The sequence below is a fragment of the Synechococcus sp. W55.1 genome (assembly GCF_047461655.1).
Classification (GTDB): domain Bacteria; phylum Cyanobacteriota; class Cyanobacteriia; order Thermostichales; family Thermostichaceae; genus Thermostichus.
The window spans coordinates 66,329-81,842 of the sequence record NZ_JANSHN010000010.1 but is presented as its reverse complement, the minus strand read 5'-3'; the positions used below and the strand labels follow the sequence as shown (position 1 = coordinate 81,842).

12 protein-coding genes are annotated in these 15,514 nt (G+C 58.3%); 3 read left to right on the top strand and 9 right to left on the bottom strand.

Annotation, left to right across the window (positions count from 1 at the left end; translation table 11 throughout):
• Positions 1 to 39: 39 nt before the first annotated feature.
• The gene (locus tag NW816_RS06815; RefSeq protein WP_414330815.1) at positions 40 to 1,047 is read right to left on the bottom strand and encodes a phosphoribulokinase; all 1,008 of its coding nucleotides are present in this window, start codon (positions 1,045 to 1,047) and stop codon (positions 40 to 42) included.
• Positions 1,048 to 1,398: 351 nt separating this feature from the next.
• Here NW816_RS06815 and NW816_RS06810 point away from each other — a divergent pair, with 351 nt between their 5' ends.
• From NW816_RS06810 to NW816_RS06800, 3 genes are all read left to right on the top strand, one after another.
• On the top strand, positions 1,399 to 2,289 hold the full coding sequence (locus NW816_RS06810; protein ID WP_011434421.1) for a ferredoxin--NADP(+) reductase: 891 nt from the start codon (positions 1,399 to 1,401) through the stop codon (positions 2,287 to 2,289).
• Between the two features lie 140 nt (positions 2,290 to 2,429).
• On the top strand, positions 2,430 to 5,078 hold the full coding sequence (leuS, locus tag NW816_RS06805) for a leucine--tRNA ligase (RefSeq protein ID WP_414408667.1): 2,649 nt from the start codon (positions 2,430 to 2,432) through the stop codon (positions 5,076 to 5,078).
• Positions 5,079 to 5,210: 132 nt separating this feature from the next.
• Positions 5,211 to 6,602 carry a TldD/PmbA family protein gene (locus tag NW816_RS06800; protein WP_414357839.1) on the top strand — a complete coding sequence of 464 codons (1,392 nt, stop codon included), beginning with the start codon at positions 5,211 to 5,213 and terminating at the stop codon, positions 6,600 to 6,602.
• Positions 6,603 to 6,836: 234 nt separating this feature from the next.
• Here the strand turns inward: NW816_RS06800 and NW816_RS06795 are convergent, their stop codons facing one another.
• The 8 genes from NW816_RS06795 to NW816_RS06760 all read right to left on the bottom strand — a co-directional run bounded on the left by NW816_RS06795 (position 6,837) and on the right by NW816_RS06760 (position 15,512).
• Positions 6,837 to 7,403 carry a CHRD domain-containing protein gene (locus tag NW816_RS06795; RefSeq protein WP_414408666.1) on the bottom strand — a complete coding sequence of 189 codons (567 nt, stop codon included), beginning with the start codon at positions 7,401 to 7,403 and terminating at the stop codon, positions 6,837 to 6,839.
• 251 nt (positions 7,404 to 7,654) lie between these two features.
• On the bottom strand, positions 7,655 to 8,113 hold the full coding sequence (locus NW816_RS06790) for a fasciclin domain-containing protein (RefSeq protein ID WP_414408665.1): 459 nt from the start codon (positions 8,111 to 8,113) through the stop codon (positions 7,655 to 7,657).
• A gap of 81 nt (positions 8,114 to 8,194) precedes the next feature.
• Positions 8,195 to 9,505, bottom strand: coding sequence for a CO2 hydration protein (locus tag NW816_RS06785; protein ID WP_414408664.1), 1,311 nt, complete (start codon positions 9,503 to 9,505; stop codon positions 8,195 to 8,197).
• 58 nt (positions 9,506 to 9,563) lie between these two features.
• Complete coding sequence (locus NW816_RS06780; protein ID WP_414408663.1) at positions 9,564 to 11,099, bottom strand: NADH-quinone oxidoreductase subunit M; 1,536 nt, start codon at positions 11,097 to 11,099, stop codon at positions 9,564 to 9,566.
• A gap of 48 nt (positions 11,100 to 11,147) precedes the next feature.
• On the bottom strand, positions 11,148 to 12,983 hold the full coding sequence (locus NW816_RS06775; protein WP_414408662.1) for an NAD(P)H-quinone oxidoreductase subunit F: 1,836 nt from the start codon (positions 12,981 to 12,983) through the stop codon (positions 11,148 to 11,150).
• A 522-nt stretch (positions 12,984 to 13,505) separates the two neighbouring features.
• The gene (locus NW816_RS06770; RefSeq protein WP_414408661.1) at positions 13,506 to 14,462 is read right to left on the bottom strand and encodes an NAD(P)H-binding protein; all 957 of its coding nucleotides are present in this window, start codon (positions 14,460 to 14,462) and stop codon (positions 13,506 to 13,508) included.
• 144 nt (positions 14,463 to 14,606) lie between these two features.
• Positions 14,607 to 14,897: a 4a-hydroxytetrahydrobiopterin dehydratase gene (locus NW816_RS06765; protein ID WP_414389177.1), complete on the bottom strand. Its 291-nt coding sequence runs from the start codon at positions 14,895 to 14,897 to the stop codon at positions 14,607 to 14,609.
• A gap of 78 nt (positions 14,898 to 14,975) precedes the next feature.
• On the bottom strand, positions 14,976 to 15,512 hold the full coding sequence (locus NW816_RS06760; protein ID WP_414331519.1) for a GNAT family N-acetyltransferase: 537 nt from the start codon (positions 15,510 to 15,512) through the stop codon (positions 14,976 to 14,978).
• Between the last annotated feature and the right edge of the window lie 2 nt (positions 15,513 to 15,514).

The window sequence follows — 15,514 nt, the reverse complement described above, 5'->3', positions numbered from 1 at the left end:
CAACACTTTACCGAAGGGATCCCCTAAGCGGGGCAAACACTAGGAAGCCACCGCCAGCTCTTTGGCTTCTGCCCGAATTTGCTCGTAAAGGGCGCGCAGCTTCAGGCCCACGATGACCTGGATCAGGCCAGAGCCATTGCGGGATCCCGGGTATTCCGGGTGCTTGCGCAACAGTTCCGTCAGCTCGCCATAGTAGCGGGTGGACAAGTTGCTCAGGTGGTTCTCGATGTAGATGACCTCTTCCAGCTTGTCGAAGGTGCCGTCGATCTCCAGAATCGAAACCGGGTGCTCGAAGTAGGTGGAAGGGCCATAGTGGAGGCGGATCCCTGGATAGGAACAAGTCAGCTTTTTGCCGCAGGGGATCCAATCAATGGTGGAGCCTTCGTCAAAGAGATAAACATGGTCGAAGTACTTCACCCCTTCCCGCTGGATCAGCCGCACCCGCAGTACTTTGTGCTCTGGATCCAGCTCCGGCAACAACTGGGTAGGCAAAACCTCAATGACGGCATCGGCGTACTGCTTCTGCACATCGACATAGGCTTCAAAGTCCGGGCGGCGAGCCTCGATTGAGCGCAACACATCTTCGTAGGTGTGGCCCCGCTCCGCCATGTCCCGCTTCACTTTCCAAGCAATCTTGATCTCTGGGGCCAGATCCAAGTACACCTTGAAGTCCAGCAGCTGGCGCACCCGCTCGTCATACATGGGATGCAGCCCCTCCAGGACGATGATGCGGTTGGGCTCCACCAGCTCCGGTGGGTCAATCAGCCCCGTCTCGTGGTTGTAGATGGGCTTCATCACACTTTGGCCGTTCTTAAGCGCCTTGGCCTGCTCGTACATCAGGTCGAAGTTGTTGGCGCGGGGATCCAGCGCCGTGATGCCCTTCTCTTTGCGCTGGTAGCGATCCAAGGAGTGATAGTCATCCAGACAGATGGTGGTAATCAGATCCCGGCCAAATAGATCCCCCAGCCGGCGTAAAAAGGTGGACTTGCCACAGCCAGAATCTCCGGCGACACCAATCATCACAACACGATCAGGACTGCTTGCCATGGGAACTCCTTGGGGACGGGCAGGGCAAAACTGAGAAAAAGGCTCTAGAAAGTTACCAACTGTTACGGTCTTGCATGATACCAAATAAAGCCGTTACATCACAAGCCGCTGGCAGGCCAGAGCTGTGGGCACCACAAGCAACAATTTAACAAAAAATCCATATTTTTGGCCGATGAGCTTGGCCGGGATTATTTTTCCGGGGTTGCCGCTCTCAGGACGGCCTGGGGGGCTGGCGAAGGTCGTCTGCTTCTCCTCTGACAAGTTCCATTTGAGCAGCCGGGCTGCTGTGGTGTTTGCTATTTTGCTATATGTAAACTCATTTCCTCCCAGTGCCAGGAGCAGATCGCAGGTATGGTTGCCAGCGCAGAAAAGCGAGAGGTTGTCGTCAATCTGTATCGTCCCAACGCACCGTTGATCGGCCACTGCGTGGAGACCTACTCCATTGTCGGTGAAGGAGCACCCGGACTGACTAAGCACATTGTGCTCAGCTTGCCGGATCCCAACTACCGCTACCTAGAAGGGCAAAGCGTTGGCATTATCCCTCCTGGCGAAGATGCCAAGGGCAAGCCCCACAAGCCCCGCCTCTACTCGATTGCTTCCACCCGCTTTGGCGATGATGGCGAGGGGCGCACCGTCTCTTTGAGCGTGAAGCGGGCTGAATATGTCGATAGAGAGACAGGCCAGCCGGGGGTGGGGGTCTGCTCCGGCTTCCTCACCGATTTGAAGGCGGGCGATGAGGTGATGATTACGGGGCCATCGGGGAAAACCTTCCTACTGCCCGAAGATGAGAACGCCAACCTGATTTTGATCGCCACCGGCACTGGCATTGCTCCTTTTCGCGCTTTCATCAAGCACCTGTTTGAGGAGGATCCCAACTATCAGGGCAAGATCTGGCTGTTCTTTGGGGTGCCCACCACTTCCACCTTGCTCTACCACGGGGATCTGGAGGCCTGGAAAGCCCAGTACGGGGATCGCTTCCGCGTCGATTACGCCATCAGCCGCGAGCAACAAACCCCTGATGGCAAGAAAATGTACGTGCAAAACCGCATGGCCGAGTACGGCGCCGAGCTGTGGGAGATGCTGCAACAGCCCAACACCTACACCTACATCTGCGGCCTCAAGGGGATGGAGGACGGGATCAACAACGTCATGGGGCCTTTGGCCGAACAAGCCGGTCAGGATTGGAGCAAGTTCCAGAAGGAACTGAAGAAAGCAGACAGGTGGCACGAAGAAACCTACTGATCCCTGCTTGTGATCCCTGCTTGTCGGTTTGTCAGCGCCAATAGGGATCCCGTTCCTTGCTTGAGAGCACTGGCGTGGGGAGTATGTCAAAATGCTTCTATCTCCCAGCGTGAGCGCTTTTTTCCCAGGAGCATCGAACCGTGGACGCGCGCTACAATCCCCAGGCCATCGAGAGCAAGTGGCAAGCCCACTGGCGTGAAATTGGGCTGGATCGCACCCCAGAGCTGAAGGACGGGAGCCGCAAATTTTATGCCCTGTCTATGTTCCCCTACCCCAGCGGCAACCTGCACATGGGGCATGTGCGCAATTACACCATCACCGATGTAATTGCCCGCTACAAGCGAATGCAGGGGTACGCAGTGCTGCACCCGATGGGCTGGGATGCCTTTGGCCTGCCGGCGGAGAATGCCGCCATCGACCGGGGGATCCCACCGGCCAAGTGGACCTACCAAAACATTGCCCAGATGCGGGATCAGTTGCAGCGGTTGGGCCTGTCCTACGACTGGGAGCGGGAGATTACCAGTTGTTCGCCGGACTACTACAAGTGGACGCAGTGGATCTTCCTGCAATTTTTGCAGGCGGGCTTGGCCTACCAGAAAGAGGCGGCGGTGAACTGGGATCCGGTGGATCAGACGGTGCTGGCCAACGAGCAGGTGGATGCGGAGGGGCGCTCCTGGAGATCCGGTGCCCTGGTGGAAAAGCGCATGCTCAAGCAGTGGTTTTTCAAAATCACCGCCTATGCCGACCAACTGCTGGCGGATCTGGAAAAGCTCTCCGGCTGGCCGGAGCGGGTGCGCACCATGCAGGAGAACTGGATCGGCCAATCGGTAGGGGCCAAGGTGATTTTCAAAACCGAGGCAGGGGACGAGCTGGCAGTATTCACCACCCGGCCTGATACCCTCTGGGGGGCCACCTTCATGGTGCTGGCGCCAGAGCACCCCTTGGTGGACAAGCTCACCACCGCCGAGCAACTGCAGGCCGTCAGAGCCTATCAAGCCCAGGCCGCTGCCCGCAGCGAGATCGAGCGCAGCGCCGAAGACCGGGAAAAGACAGGGGTTTGGACGGGATCCTACGCCATCAACCCCGTCAACCAAGAGCGAATCCCCATCTGGATTGCCGACTATGTGTTGATGGGCTACGGGACGGGGGCCATCATGGCTGTGCCTGCCCACGACCAGCGGGATTTCGAGTTTGCCCGCAAGTTCGGCCTGCCCATCAAGCGGGTGGTGCAGCCGCCGGAGGGTTCTCCGGCCTCAGCGGATCGCGCCAGCGGGACGGAGTCCTCAGAACTGCAGGCTGCCTGGACGGGGGAAGGGGTGATGATCAACTCTGGCCCCCTAGACGGGATCCCGGTGGGCAAAGGCCCAGGGCAAAGTGTGGAAAGGGCCATCGCCTGGCTGGAAGCCCAGGGGCTGGGGGAAAAGCAGATCAACTACCGCCTGCGGGATTGGCTGATCTCGCGGCAGCGCTACTGGGGTTGTCCCATCCCGGTGATCCATTGTCCCCACTGTGGCATTGTGCCGGTGCCGGAGAAGGATCTGCCGGTGCTCTTGCCGGAGGATGTGGAGCTGACGGGGCGAGGGGGATCCCCGTTGGCCCAGTTGGAGGACTGGGTGAAGGTGAAGTGCCCCACCTGTGGCGCGGAGGCTCGCCGGGAAACCGATACCATGGACACCTTCATCTGCTCGTCGTGGTACTTCCTGCGCTTCAGCGATGCCCGCAACGACCGAGAGATCTTCCGCAAAGACCGGGTGAACGCCTGGCTGCCGGTGGATCAGTATGTGGGTGGCATTGAGCACGCCATCCTGCACCTGCTCTACTCCCGCTTTTTTACCAAGGTGTTGCGGGATCGGGGGCTGCTGGATTTTGACGAGCCGTTCTCGCGTCTGCTCACCCAGGGGATGGTGCAAGGGCGCACCTACTACAACCCCAACAAGTCCGGCAAGGATCGCTGGATCCCGGCAGCTCTGGTGAAGGATCCCGACAACCCCACAGATCCGGAGACCGGCGAACCCCTGGAAGTGATCTATGCCACCATGTCCAAGTCCAAGGGCAACGGCGTGGATCCCGAGGAGGTGCTGGCCCACTACGGGGCGGATACGGCCCGCATGTTTATCCTCTTCAAGGCCCCGCCGGAGAAGGATCTGGAGTGGGACGATGCCGATGTGGAGGGGCAATTTCGCTTTCTCAACCGCGTCTGGCGGCAGGTGTACGAGTTTGTCGTTCGCGGTAGCGGGACGGAGTCCTTGCAGAGCGGGGCCCCAGAGCTGTTGCCGGCCAAGGTCGAGGTGGGATCCCTGACCAAGGCGGAAAAAGATCTGCGCCGGGCCATCCACACCGCCATCAAGGAAGTCAGCGAAGATCTGGAAAACGATTATCAATTCAACACCGCCATTGCCGAGCTGATGAAGCTGAGCAATGCTCTGGGGGAGGCCGGGATCCCGGATTCGCCGGTCTATGCAGAGGGGATCCGCACGCTGGTGTTGCTGATGGCGCCTTTTGCCCCCCATATTGCGGAGGAGCTGTGGCAGGCGCTGGGGGGCGCAGACTCGGTGCATCGGCAGTCTTGGCCCAGCTATGACCCGGCAGCGCTGGTGGCCGACACGGTGACCATTGTGATTCAGGTGAACGGCAAATTGCGCGGCTCGTTTGAGGCCCCTGCCGAGGTAACGCCGGAGGAGCAGGAACAGTTGGCCCTTCGGTCAGAAGCAGCGCAGAAATACCTGGAGGGGGCAACACCCAAAAAAGTGGTGGTGGTGCCGAAAAAGCTGGTTAACTTTGTCCTCTAACGGCGGGCCTGGCCAAAATGTTCCGCACTGCTGACACGAACGGGATCGGGGCTTTCACTCGGCGTGGCAGCTCATCGACTTTCCAGGATCGGGCTATGCTGGACTGAGGACTACACCCATCTCCCTGTTGCTATGCGAGACCTTCTGCGCGACATCCTTCGGGACTGCTCTGGCTTTGTGGAACTGCGCTACCACAGCAAGGTGTTCCGCAGCGTCACTGCCGAGAAGGGCCGCCTTGAGCGCACCGCGGTTCGTCGCCGTTCCGGAGTGGGGGTGCGGGTGTTGGAGGCCGGCACTTGGGGCTTTGCTGCCACCGGGGATCCCTCGCCGGCTGCCATTCGGGAGGCCATCGCTGAAGCTCGCCGTGCCGCCCAAGCCAGCGCCGACTACCGCAAGCAAAAACTGGGATCCCTGCCCAGTGTGCGGCTGGCCCAAGGGGAGTTCTGCGAGCCCGGTGTGGAGGAGGTGTTGAACAAACCGCTGGAGGCGAAGATCCAGTTGGCTTTGGAAACCGAGGCGCAGGCCCGGCAGGCCTCTCGCCAAATTAGCTCCGCCAGTTGCACCTACAACGAGATCTACGAGGAAAAAGCCATTGTCACCACCGATGGGGCGGATGTGGCCTTTCGTCTGGTGCGCCCCGAGCTGCGAGTTCAGGCGGTGGCCGAAGCTGCCGGCCAGCTCAGCAGTGGCTCCGAGGCCATTGGGGTAACAGGGGGATGGGATTGCCTGTTCCGCTCGCATCCCTTGCAGATGGCGGAAAAGGCGGCTGCTACCGCGGTTGATTTATTGTCCGCAGGCTACGCAGAAGGGGGATGGGCCACGGTTATTCTGTCGCCTTCCATCGTGGGGCTGTTGGTGCACGAGGCCATTGGCCACACGGTCGAGGCGGATTTTGTTCTGGCGGGTTCTGTGGCTGCCGGCAAGCTGGGGCAGCGGGTGGCCAGCGACTGGGTTACCCTCAAAGACTCCGGCCATTCAGAGTTTATGCCAGGGGCAGGGGGAACCCTTCCTGTGGACGACGAGGGCGTTCCTACCCAAAGCACCACCATCATCCAAAACGGCATTCTGGTCAGCTATCTCCACAACCGCGAAACTGCCGCCCACTTTGGGGTGGAGCCCACCGGCAATGCCCGCGCCTGGGAATACGCCGATGAGCCTTTGATCCGCATGCGCAACACCTTCATCGAGCCCGGATCCCAAACGCTAGAAGAAATCATCGCCAGCACTCCCGATGGCTACTTCCTGGATGGGGCCAGGAACGGGCAGGCGGACTCCACCGGCGAGTTTATGTTTGGCGTGGAGCGGGCCTACCGCATTCGCGATGGCAAGCTGGCGGAGTTGCTGCGCGGTGTCACCATCACCGGCAATGCTTTTGAGGTGCTGCAATCGGTGGATGCCGTCTCGCGGGACTTCCTGTGGGATTTGGGATCCGGCCATTGCGGCAAGGGTCAACCGGCCAAGGTGGATGCAGGCGGCCCCTACATTCGCTGTCGGGCCATTGTAGGTGGGCAACAACCTGTGTAGTTATTCCCTTGGCGCTCCACAGCTAGCCCAGAGGTGAAGCCTACAGCTCGCTCTGTAAAGGGGACTGGCAGGCCAGCTCCAGGACTACCGAAAGCTGCTGGCCAGGAGCTACACAGAAACTCTGTCCTGCCGGCACGACTGACCGTGGGGGAGTTCACAGAACAGCCAATCCGTCCGCAAAAATTAGGGATCCCCTCACCTGCGGGGATCCCAGATGGGGTACTGGATCAAACCTTAGCGAGGGAAAACCACCTGGGCTCGCAACTCGCCCGGCGGGTTGGCCTGCGTGTGAATGTTGATGTAGTAAGCTCCGGCCAAAAAGCTGGAGACTTGCTCAGGGGTGAGGTTGGCTTCCAGTCGGAAATTCCCCGACTGATTGCCTGGATTCGGCAACATGTTCAAGACAAAGGCCACCGGCCCTGTGGCCTGGGCGAAAGATTGTCCTGGCTGCGGCTGAGCAATGTGAATGTGCCCAGGGCCAAAATCAGCAATGGGTAGAAGTGGGGTTGTGAGATTTGTAAAGCTCCCCTGAACGGACAAGGTACGGGTGGTCTGATTCAAAGTGACAACGGCACTGCCGCTGGCGGAGCTGGGCACTGCTACTGGGGGAACCTCAGCACCTGGAGAAAGAGTCAAGGCGGCAGTGGACACCACGGCTCCCGGCGGAGCAGGAGGAGGGAGAACGGTAACTGAATCGCTGCCACCACCACAACCGCTGAGAAACAAGACAGCAACCAGGCAAAAGCCGCAAAAAGCCTCGAAAATTGAACGAGGCCGAAGGGCAAAACCGATCAACAACATGGAAAAAAGCTCCTCGGTCAGAGAACAGGCTAAATAAGGTACGTATCAGGCCAAGCTTCGGATTCATCTCCGGGTTTAAAAGACGGCGACATCACTGCTACCGAGAGACAAAAATCCCCACCCTGTGGGGGGCGGGGGATGGTGTAGACTGCACGCGGAGCAGAAATCTCTGACCGTACCCATTGGAAGGCATAGCCGGGGAGAGTGTTCACCAAGGCACTTTCCCCAACCTCCGTTCAGGATGGATCCGTTTATCCTCTGGCCGAGGCGGCCAAAGCAGAGTTCATGATCGGCCAGAACCAGTGGGGCCGCATCAGGATGACGGTGTCAATGACGTGGATGATGCCGTTATCGGCTTCGATGTCCGCTTGGATAACGGTGGCGTTGTTCACCTCGAACACATCCCCTTCAATGGTGAGATCGATGGGGGATCCCTCTACCGAGCCCACACTTTGGTACTTGGCCAAATCCGCCTTTTTCAGGCGACCGGGCACCACGTGGTAACACAAGATGCGGGTCAGTTGGGGGATGTTTTGCACCAGAGTGGTGATGGTGCCAGGGGGCAGCTTGGCAAAAGCCGCATCGGTGGGGGCAAAAACGGTAAAGGGGCCGGGGCTTTTCAAAGTATCCACCAGGTTTGCCGCTTTAACGGCAGTTACCAAGGTGGAAAAACCCTCAGCAGAGACCGCAATATCAACAATATCGGGCATGGCTGGGATCCTTTGGCTGGGAAGTTGCTGCTAACAAAGTTGCTGCTCGAAATGTTTTGGGATGGTTAAAGTTGCCATAGGCTAGCGATAATTCTGATCTTGGATGTAGGAAAGACGGGCGGCTTCTCGGATCCCGTATTCCGGTCGAGTGAAGCGATTGAGTTGGCCCTCAAAATAACGGCGATTCATCATCAAGTGCCGTGGATTTGGATCATCAAGGGGATACAAGAAAGCGGCCCTTCCCGCCTGAATCACGGCTGAGGTGACGTTGTACATGGAGCGCTGGAAGCTAACCCCCAATTGAATCAGCATGTCCTCTTCGCCGCGGCAATGCTTGCGATAATACTCCACCAAATACTGGGGCAAAAAGTGGTACATATCCTGGTGCAAGAGCGTGGGCGGGATCCCGGCGGTGCCCACCGGAAACTTATCGGCGTAGAGGATCCCGTAGTGAAAGTCCAACTGGTTGGTGGGAACTTCGTTGGCCTGGGCGTTGTAGGACTTAGTGCCGCGGAAAGGAGAGGTGCGATAAAACACGGCCTCTACATAGGGGAAGGCAGCCTCATATAGCCAGGTGAATCCTTTGGATTTGGGCACAATATCGTACCATTCTCCCCGAATACGCACGCGGTGGTAGATGGGTCGTCCGGCAATGGCGAAGATCCCGTTGACCAGAAAGTTCATCGCCTCCGGCACGCTGGTAATTTTGCCTTCATCGTAGAGATCGCTCATCTCAAAAAAGACCGGAGCCATCACCTCCCAAAACAGGCCCAACACCGAGTACATGGTGGCCTGGCGGCACAGCTCCAAAAACATATCGGGGAAGAGCTTGTATAGCCCCATCAACAAGGGGTTGCCCTGGCAATAGGCGCGGATGGCGCGGTCGGCATTTTGCTTGTATTCTTCGGAATCCATGTAGGGATCCAGCAAGCCCCCCATATCCCGGTGCCAGAGCATGGCCCGCATACATTCTTCGGCAAATTCCATGTTGATGCGGTCATGCCAGAGGTGATGCAAAATCCTGGGCAGCTTGCGCTTCAGCTCCCCCTTTTCCATAAACTCCAGCAGCTCGGGATGGGCCGTAGCCTGGCCTCGCCAAATGCGCAAATCCGCGTTATCCCCCGCGTAGTGGTTGGCCAGCTTCAGATACTCTTCAGGAATGATGAACTTGAAAAAAGGCAAGGGATCCACAAACACCTGCTCGGCAATGTAGAGCAGATCCCGCCAGTAGAAATCCATTGGCACGGCATAGGCTTTGTAGAGGCCGATAATTTGCATCAGGTTTTCCGGCGTATCCGGCAACATGGATCCCCCAGCCTCCAAGCGGTGGACTACATCCGCAAAAGGGTGGGTAGAAGGGGGCAGCTTGCGGGTTGTAAGGGTTGTCGTCATGGAAGAAGTCTCCAACTCTTCAAAAGTCCTGGCTCCATAGGGGGCATCTGCTGGGATCTCAATTCCTGGGAGTTTCCCGCTTGCCTGGATCGGCTCCAGAGAGGGTGATGGGGGCAAGGTCACCGGCTGATGCCAAGATAAGCGTTTGGGCCTGAGCCACCTGGGTGGATAGGGTAAAGGCCAAGGGTTGTGGCCATTTCACCAGGTTCATGGGCTGGATCCCAAACCAAACGATCAAGGCCGTCAAAATAAGCCCTGGGATCCGCTCCCAGCCATGCACGCGCGGGTAGTAGGCGGTGCGGTTGTCCAACCTGCCAAAGCAGGTGCGGTTCAGCAAAATCACAAAGTACACCGCCGTCAAGCCGGTGCCACAGATGCTGATCAAAGTGGGCAGAGGAAAATCTTGGTAGCTGCCCTGGAAGATCAAGAACTCCGCCACAAAGCCCACCAGGCCAGGGATCCCGGCGCTGGCCATCCCCCCCAAGATGAGCAGGGCGCTCACTGTGGGCAAGCCTCGCAAGGGGTTGAGCAGGCCGTTGAGTACGTTCAGATCCCGCGTTCCCACTTTGCGCTCCACCAAGCCCACCAGATCAAACAGCAGCGCCAAGATGAGACCATGGGAGACCATCTGCACCATCGCCCCGGTCAGGCTAATGGGGGTGGCTGCCGCCATGCCCAGCAAGATGTAGCCCATGTGGCCAATGGAGCTGTAGGCCACCATGCGCTTGATGTCTTTTTGGGCGATGGCTGCCAAAGCCCCGGACAACACGGCAATGGCTCCCCACCAGGCTAGGATCCCGCCCAGGTCGGCCCAAGCTTGGGGAAACAACTGCAGCCCAAAGCGAAACAGACCGTACGTGCCTAACTTGGAGAGGATCCCTCCCAGGAGGATGGCCACTGGCGGCGACGACTCCCCGTATGCATCAGGCAACCAGGTGTGGAAGGGGATCAGCGGCATCTTAATGCCGAAAGCCACGATCAAGGCCAACAGCGTCAAGGTCTGGGCAACAGGGCTGAGAGAGGTGATGCGGATCTCCAGCAGCTCAAAGCTATGGGGATCCCCCAGCCAGTAGAGGGCCAAAAACGCCCCCAACAGAAAGATGGCGGAGACGGCGGTATAAATCAAAAACTTGATGGCAGCATAATCCCGTTTGCCGCTGCCCCAGATGGAGATCAGCAGATAGATCGGGATCAGCACCAGCTCGTAAAACAAGAAGAACAAGAGCAGGTTCTGGGCGACAAAAGCGCCGTTGACCGACCCGCTCATGAGCAAAATGCAGCCGTAAAAGAGGTTGGGCCGCTTCACCTCTGGCTCAGCCGTCAGCACCGCAATCAGCGTGAGCAACCCGTTCAAAGCCACCATCAGCAAGGACAACCCGTCCAGGCCCAGGGAATAGCTCAGCCCGATTGACGGGATCCAATCCCACCGCTGCACCCATTGCAGCCCTCCCGCTTGCAGGTCAAAGTTGGCAAACAGCAGCAGCGAGATCCCCAGCAGGATCCCGGCCAAGGCCACCGCCAGCTTTCGCCCCCCCAAGCCCAGGAACAGGAGCAGGGATCCCAGGATCGGCAACACAATCAAGGCACTCAGCATGGTCTCTTTCCTCTTTATTCAAGGACTCCGTCCCGCTATCGCCCAAGCCTAGAGAATCAGCCAGCCCAGCAGGGCCACCCCCACGACAATCGTCAGCACATAGGCTTGCAACTGGCCAGAGGTGGTGTATTTCAAAACCTGTCCACCCGCCAATACCGCCAAGCTGGTTAAATTCACCAAGCCGTCCACCACATAGCGATCGAACAGGGCCGTGATCTCAGAGATGATGCGCACCACAAACACCACACTGGCCCGGTAGAGCTTGGGGGTGTAGAAGTCGTTGGCCAACAGATCCTGCCAGTCGGCCAAGAAGGCCCAGTCCACCGGTCGTCGCTGCGGACGCAGGTATAGCCAGGCTCCCAAGGCAATCCCCGTCAGGCTGGATCCCGTCATCATCCCGGTAGGGATCCCTTCCAGAGCGGGAATCAGACCCAGCGTCGCCAGGATCATGGGCATGTGCAGCGCCACCCCCATCGTGACCGTCATGGGCAGCATCATCGGCCAATGCACCTCCGGCGAACGCTCGCTCATCTGCTGCGGCTTGCCCCCCCAGATCAGGCCAAACACCCGTGTCAGCCCTAGGGCCGTTACAGCATTGGTGACCAGCACGACTGCCGCCCACAACCCCTGCCCCGATTGCACCAACTGCTGCCACAGATCCGTCAGCACCCAAAAGGAACCGAAAGGCGGCAAAGCGATGATTCCGGCCATTCCGGTCAAGAAGCACAGCCCTGAGATAGGACGCCGCGACCACAGCCCGCCCAGGTAGCGCAAATCCTGGGTAATGCTGTTCCAGATCACCGTGCCCGGAGCCATCACCAACAGAGCCATGGCCGGAGCATAGGTGAGCAGCAGTTGGTAGGCTTGCTGGGGATGACCGGTGCCCACCGCCACAAAAATCAAGCCCATGTAGGCACTCACCAGATAAGACAAAGCTCGCTTGGCGTCGACCTGGGCCAAAGCCACCAGGGATCCCCCCACCGCCGTCAAGCTGCCGATAGTCAGCATCACCTTCAGCACCGTTGGGGAAAGCTCATAGAGGGGTTGCAGGCGAATCAACACCCAGGCCCCCGTGCCCACCACCACTGCGTTCCGCAAAATCGAGGCCGGGATCGGCCCTTCCATCGCCTCATCTAGCCACAGGTGCAATGGGAACTGGGCACACTTGCCCACCGGGCCAGCCAGCAACCCCAGCCCCACCAGCGCAATCAAGGTCGGATCCACAGTGGCAGACCCCGCCTGCACCGCCTCAGCCCAAGCCGCCAAATCCTCAAACTCCCAGGATCCCGTCAGGGGATAGATGGCGATCACTCCCATCAAAAGCAACAAGTCACCGATGCGCTTGGTTAAAAAGGCGTCCCGCGCCCCTGTCACCACCAGCGACTGGTTAAACCAAAAGCCCACCAACAGGTAGGTGCCCAGGGTCAAAATCTCCAGGATCACGTAGCTGAAAAAGAGGGAGTCGCACAAAGCCAAGGCACACATCCCCCCCTCAAACAGGCCCAGCAGGGAGAAAAACCGCGCCCAGCCCCAGTCCATTTCCATGTAGCCAAAGCCGTAGATCTGGGCCACCAGGTTCAGCCCCGTCACCACAGCGCAGGCCCCCAGAGTTACCGATGACACCTGCAGCGGCAGCTCTAACATCAGATCCCCCACCTGTAGCCAGGGCAACCGAATGACCTGCGCCGGCTGATCCCAAATCGCCACCAGCGCTCCCACACTGTGAAGGAAAGCCACTAAGGTCAGCAGGGCATTCAAATAACCTGCCGGACGTGGTCCCGTGCGCCGGGTGATTCCTGGGGACCAGATCAGCGCTCCCGCCCACGCCACCAAAGCGTAGAGGGGAATCAGCCATGCAGTTGTGACCAGCCCGTTCAAGCTCATAATCCTCCTTCGGCCAGGGATCTTGGCCAAACTGGAACACTTGCTGAGATCCTGTAAAAAATCTTAAAAGGCATCTTAGCGGCGAACCGAGATAGATAAAAATTGAACTTTCCGATAAAAACTATAGACAAAAATCTATAGTTCAAGCAGGGGGAGCAGAATAACCTCTGTCGTTGTCACCCCCTCACTCTCTAAAGCGTAGATGGAAATGAACCCCTTGGGAACCTAAGGATTTGCGATTGTTTGGACACAGGGAATGATCAAGAAAACTGGGTTTAGCGCTCCGCACCGCCAAAGCGAAGGCCTACGGCCCGCTGTCGCGACAGAGCGGCTTTGTGTTATGGTACGGGTTGATCTCCGCCAACTTGAATATGGCGCAGTGTCAATAAAAAGTGTCTGGGAGTTCATCCCAGTAGTTGGGGCTATGGCATCCGCTAACGCAAACACGACCCCGTCCACCCCTTCTCCCAAGGTTGCTGCTCAAGCTGCTGTGAAATTGCCGAGAAGACTGAGAACAACGACTTAGAAGGGCGTCTTGACTTTGGGTTGCTTGACCTTCAGCTCGCGAATCCGTTTCAACATCTTCTGGAAATACTCCGCTAGGTAGTCCTCAAGAGAGGTCAGAGAGGCCAGTTCAATCCCCAGGGTTTCGCATACAGGCGTCATATCGGCGTGCATGGGTTCTTTGGCCGCGATCACCTCCACAAACGCCAGCCGGTCGGCAATGTTCCAGCTCCACTGAAAAAACTGCGCCACCTTGCGCGCCCCTCTCAGCAGTCCCAGCGGCATGGTGCTGACTTTGGCCTTTTTGCCGGAGAGCTGCTCGCACAAGGCAATGACTTCTCGAGCCGTCCAAGCCTTGGGCCCCACCAAGGGAAAGATTTGCTGCTTGGCAGCTTCTACAGTGAGAGCTCGCACCGCAAACCGGGCTGCATCTAGGGTGTCTAGGTAGGCCGTTGGCATGCCCTCGCCGGTTACCCAGACGATTTGTTCTTCCAAGATGGGGATGGCGTACTGGCCGATCAACCCCTGCATAAAGCCCGCCGGACGAAAAATCGTGTAGGGCATCTGGGATCCAACCAAATACTTCTCAATGTGATGCTTGAAATTCATCAGGGGCACGTTGGGATACTCGTGGTGGGCGCCCATGATGGAGAAAAAGATAAAATGCCCTACCTGGGCAGCCCGTGCCGCATTGATCAGGGCAACCTTGCCATCCCAGTCCACCTGACGGGCGCTGAGGGTGTCGGTCACCCGCACCGTAGCACAGTCGAGCACCGCCTCGATGCCTTCCATCGCGGAGTTGAGGGTGCTGGGCTGAAGCAGGTTTCCCACCTTCAGGTGAGCGCCCCATTCACTTAAGAAAGCAGCCTTTGCCGGATTTCGCACCAGACAGGTAACTTGGTGTCCCTCTTCGATGGCTCGGCGTACCACTTGACGGCCCAGCGTTCCCGTCGCCCCCACAACCAGCACGTTCATAAAATTATCATTTCTTAACCTTAGGCTTAGTCTATCAGACCAGCGCAACTCCCGACACAACCTTAGAGGCAGCAACAAACCAATGGGGATCCCTTGCCAAACCGGCTCTGAAGGGATCCCTAGAGTTAGGTACTGAGAAAGCGTTCAGCCGGCCAGCTCGTTCATGCGTTGCGCCAAGGTGAAGTCCAATTCCGTAATGCCCCCGGCATCGTGGGTGGTGAGATCCACCCGCACGCGGTTGTAGACATTGCTCCATTCGGGGTGGTGCCCCATGCTTTCGGCCACCAAGGCCACACTGCTCATCCAGCCAAAGGCTTCGACAAAGGAACCAAACTGAAATTGGCGATGCAGCTTTCCCTCCCGCAAAGACCAGCCGGGCAGTTTCTCCAGCTTGGCCTGGATCTCGGCTTCACTTAGCTTGACGGGTCTGGACATGGGCGTTCCCTCCGGTCGATGCCATCGTTTTCATCACGCTTTCATCAAAGGAGCAACTGAGAGCGGATCCCGGCTTATTCACAAAACTTCATGACCTTTGTATTCATGCTCTTCTACATGCGCGTCTATGGGCGCGGGGCTGAGCGGCTTGTACAACCAGTAGCCTTGTACAGCAAAGTGGGCCTGCTGATAGAAATGGAGGGCGGCTTGGTTGTGATGGTAAACCTGCAGGGTAATGGCAGCTAGCTGCTGCTGGGATCCCCATCGTTCCACCTGCTGAATGAGGGCCTTGCCCAGGCCCTGCCGACGATGGGCGGGATCCACCCAGAGCAGAAAAATGTAGGCTACCCGCCGATGGGTGGCTTGATCTGTGGAGATGCCGGCCCAAACACAGCCCACCGGCTCTGCAGTTTCTTCTTTCAAGATCCACCAGCAGGGGGTGCGGGGTGGGTCGAAGAGGCGATCCAGCGTCTCTTCTAGGTGATCCCAGTTGCTTTGCTCTGGAAAAGATTCCTGCAACGTGGCCTGCAATCCTCGTCTCACCCAGGGCCGATCCCAGGCTGAACCAATGCGCCAACGGTAACCGGCGGGCAAAGGGATCCCTTGTTCAGCCATCC

Excerpts from the sequence above, each read along its gene's own strand:
- NW816_RS06810 (WP_011434421.1), top strand. The coding sequence starts at position 1,399 with ATGGTTGCCAGCGCAGAAAAGCGAGAGGTTGTCGTCAATCTGTATCGT.
- NW816_RS06815 (WP_414330815.1), bottom strand. The coding sequence starts at position 1,047 with ATGGCAAGCAGTCCTGATCGTGTTGTGATGATTGGTGTCGCCGGAGAT.
- NW816_RS06765 (WP_414389177.1), bottom strand. The coding sequence starts at position 14,897 with ATGTCCAGACCCGTCAAGCTAAGTGAAGCCGAGATCCAGGCCAAGCTG.
- NW816_RS06780 (WP_414408663.1), bottom strand. The coding sequence starts at position 11,099 with ATGCTGAGTGCCTTGATTGTGTTGCCGATCCTGGGATCCCTGCTCCTG.
- NW816_RS06795 (WP_414408666.1), bottom strand. The coding sequence starts at position 7,403 with ATGTTGTTGATCGGTTTTGCCCTTCGGCCTCGTTCAATTTTCGAGGCT.
- NW816_RS06790 (WP_414408665.1), bottom strand. The coding sequence starts at position 8,113 with ATGCCCGATATTGTTGATATTGCGGTCTCTGCTGAGGGTTTTTCCACC.
- NW816_RS06800 (WP_414357839.1), top strand. The coding sequence starts at position 5,211 with ATGCGAGACCTTCTGCGCGACATCCTTCGGGACTGCTCTGGCTTTGTG.
- NW816_RS06785 (WP_414408664.1), bottom strand. The coding sequence starts at position 9,505 with ATGACGACAACCCTTACAACCCGCAAGCTGCCCCCTTCTACCCACCCT.
- NW816_RS06775 (WP_414408662.1), bottom strand. The coding sequence starts at position 12,983 with ATGAGCTTGAACGGGCTGGTCACAACTGCATGGCTGATTCCCCTCTAC.
- NW816_RS06760 (WP_414331519.1), bottom strand. The coding sequence starts at position 15,512 with ATGGCTGAACAAGGGATCCCTTTGCCCGCCGGTTACCGTTGGCGCATT.
- NW816_RS06770 (WP_414408661.1), bottom strand. The coding sequence starts at position 14,462 with ATGAACGTGCTGGTTGTGGGGGCGACGGGAACGCTGGGCCGTCAAGTG.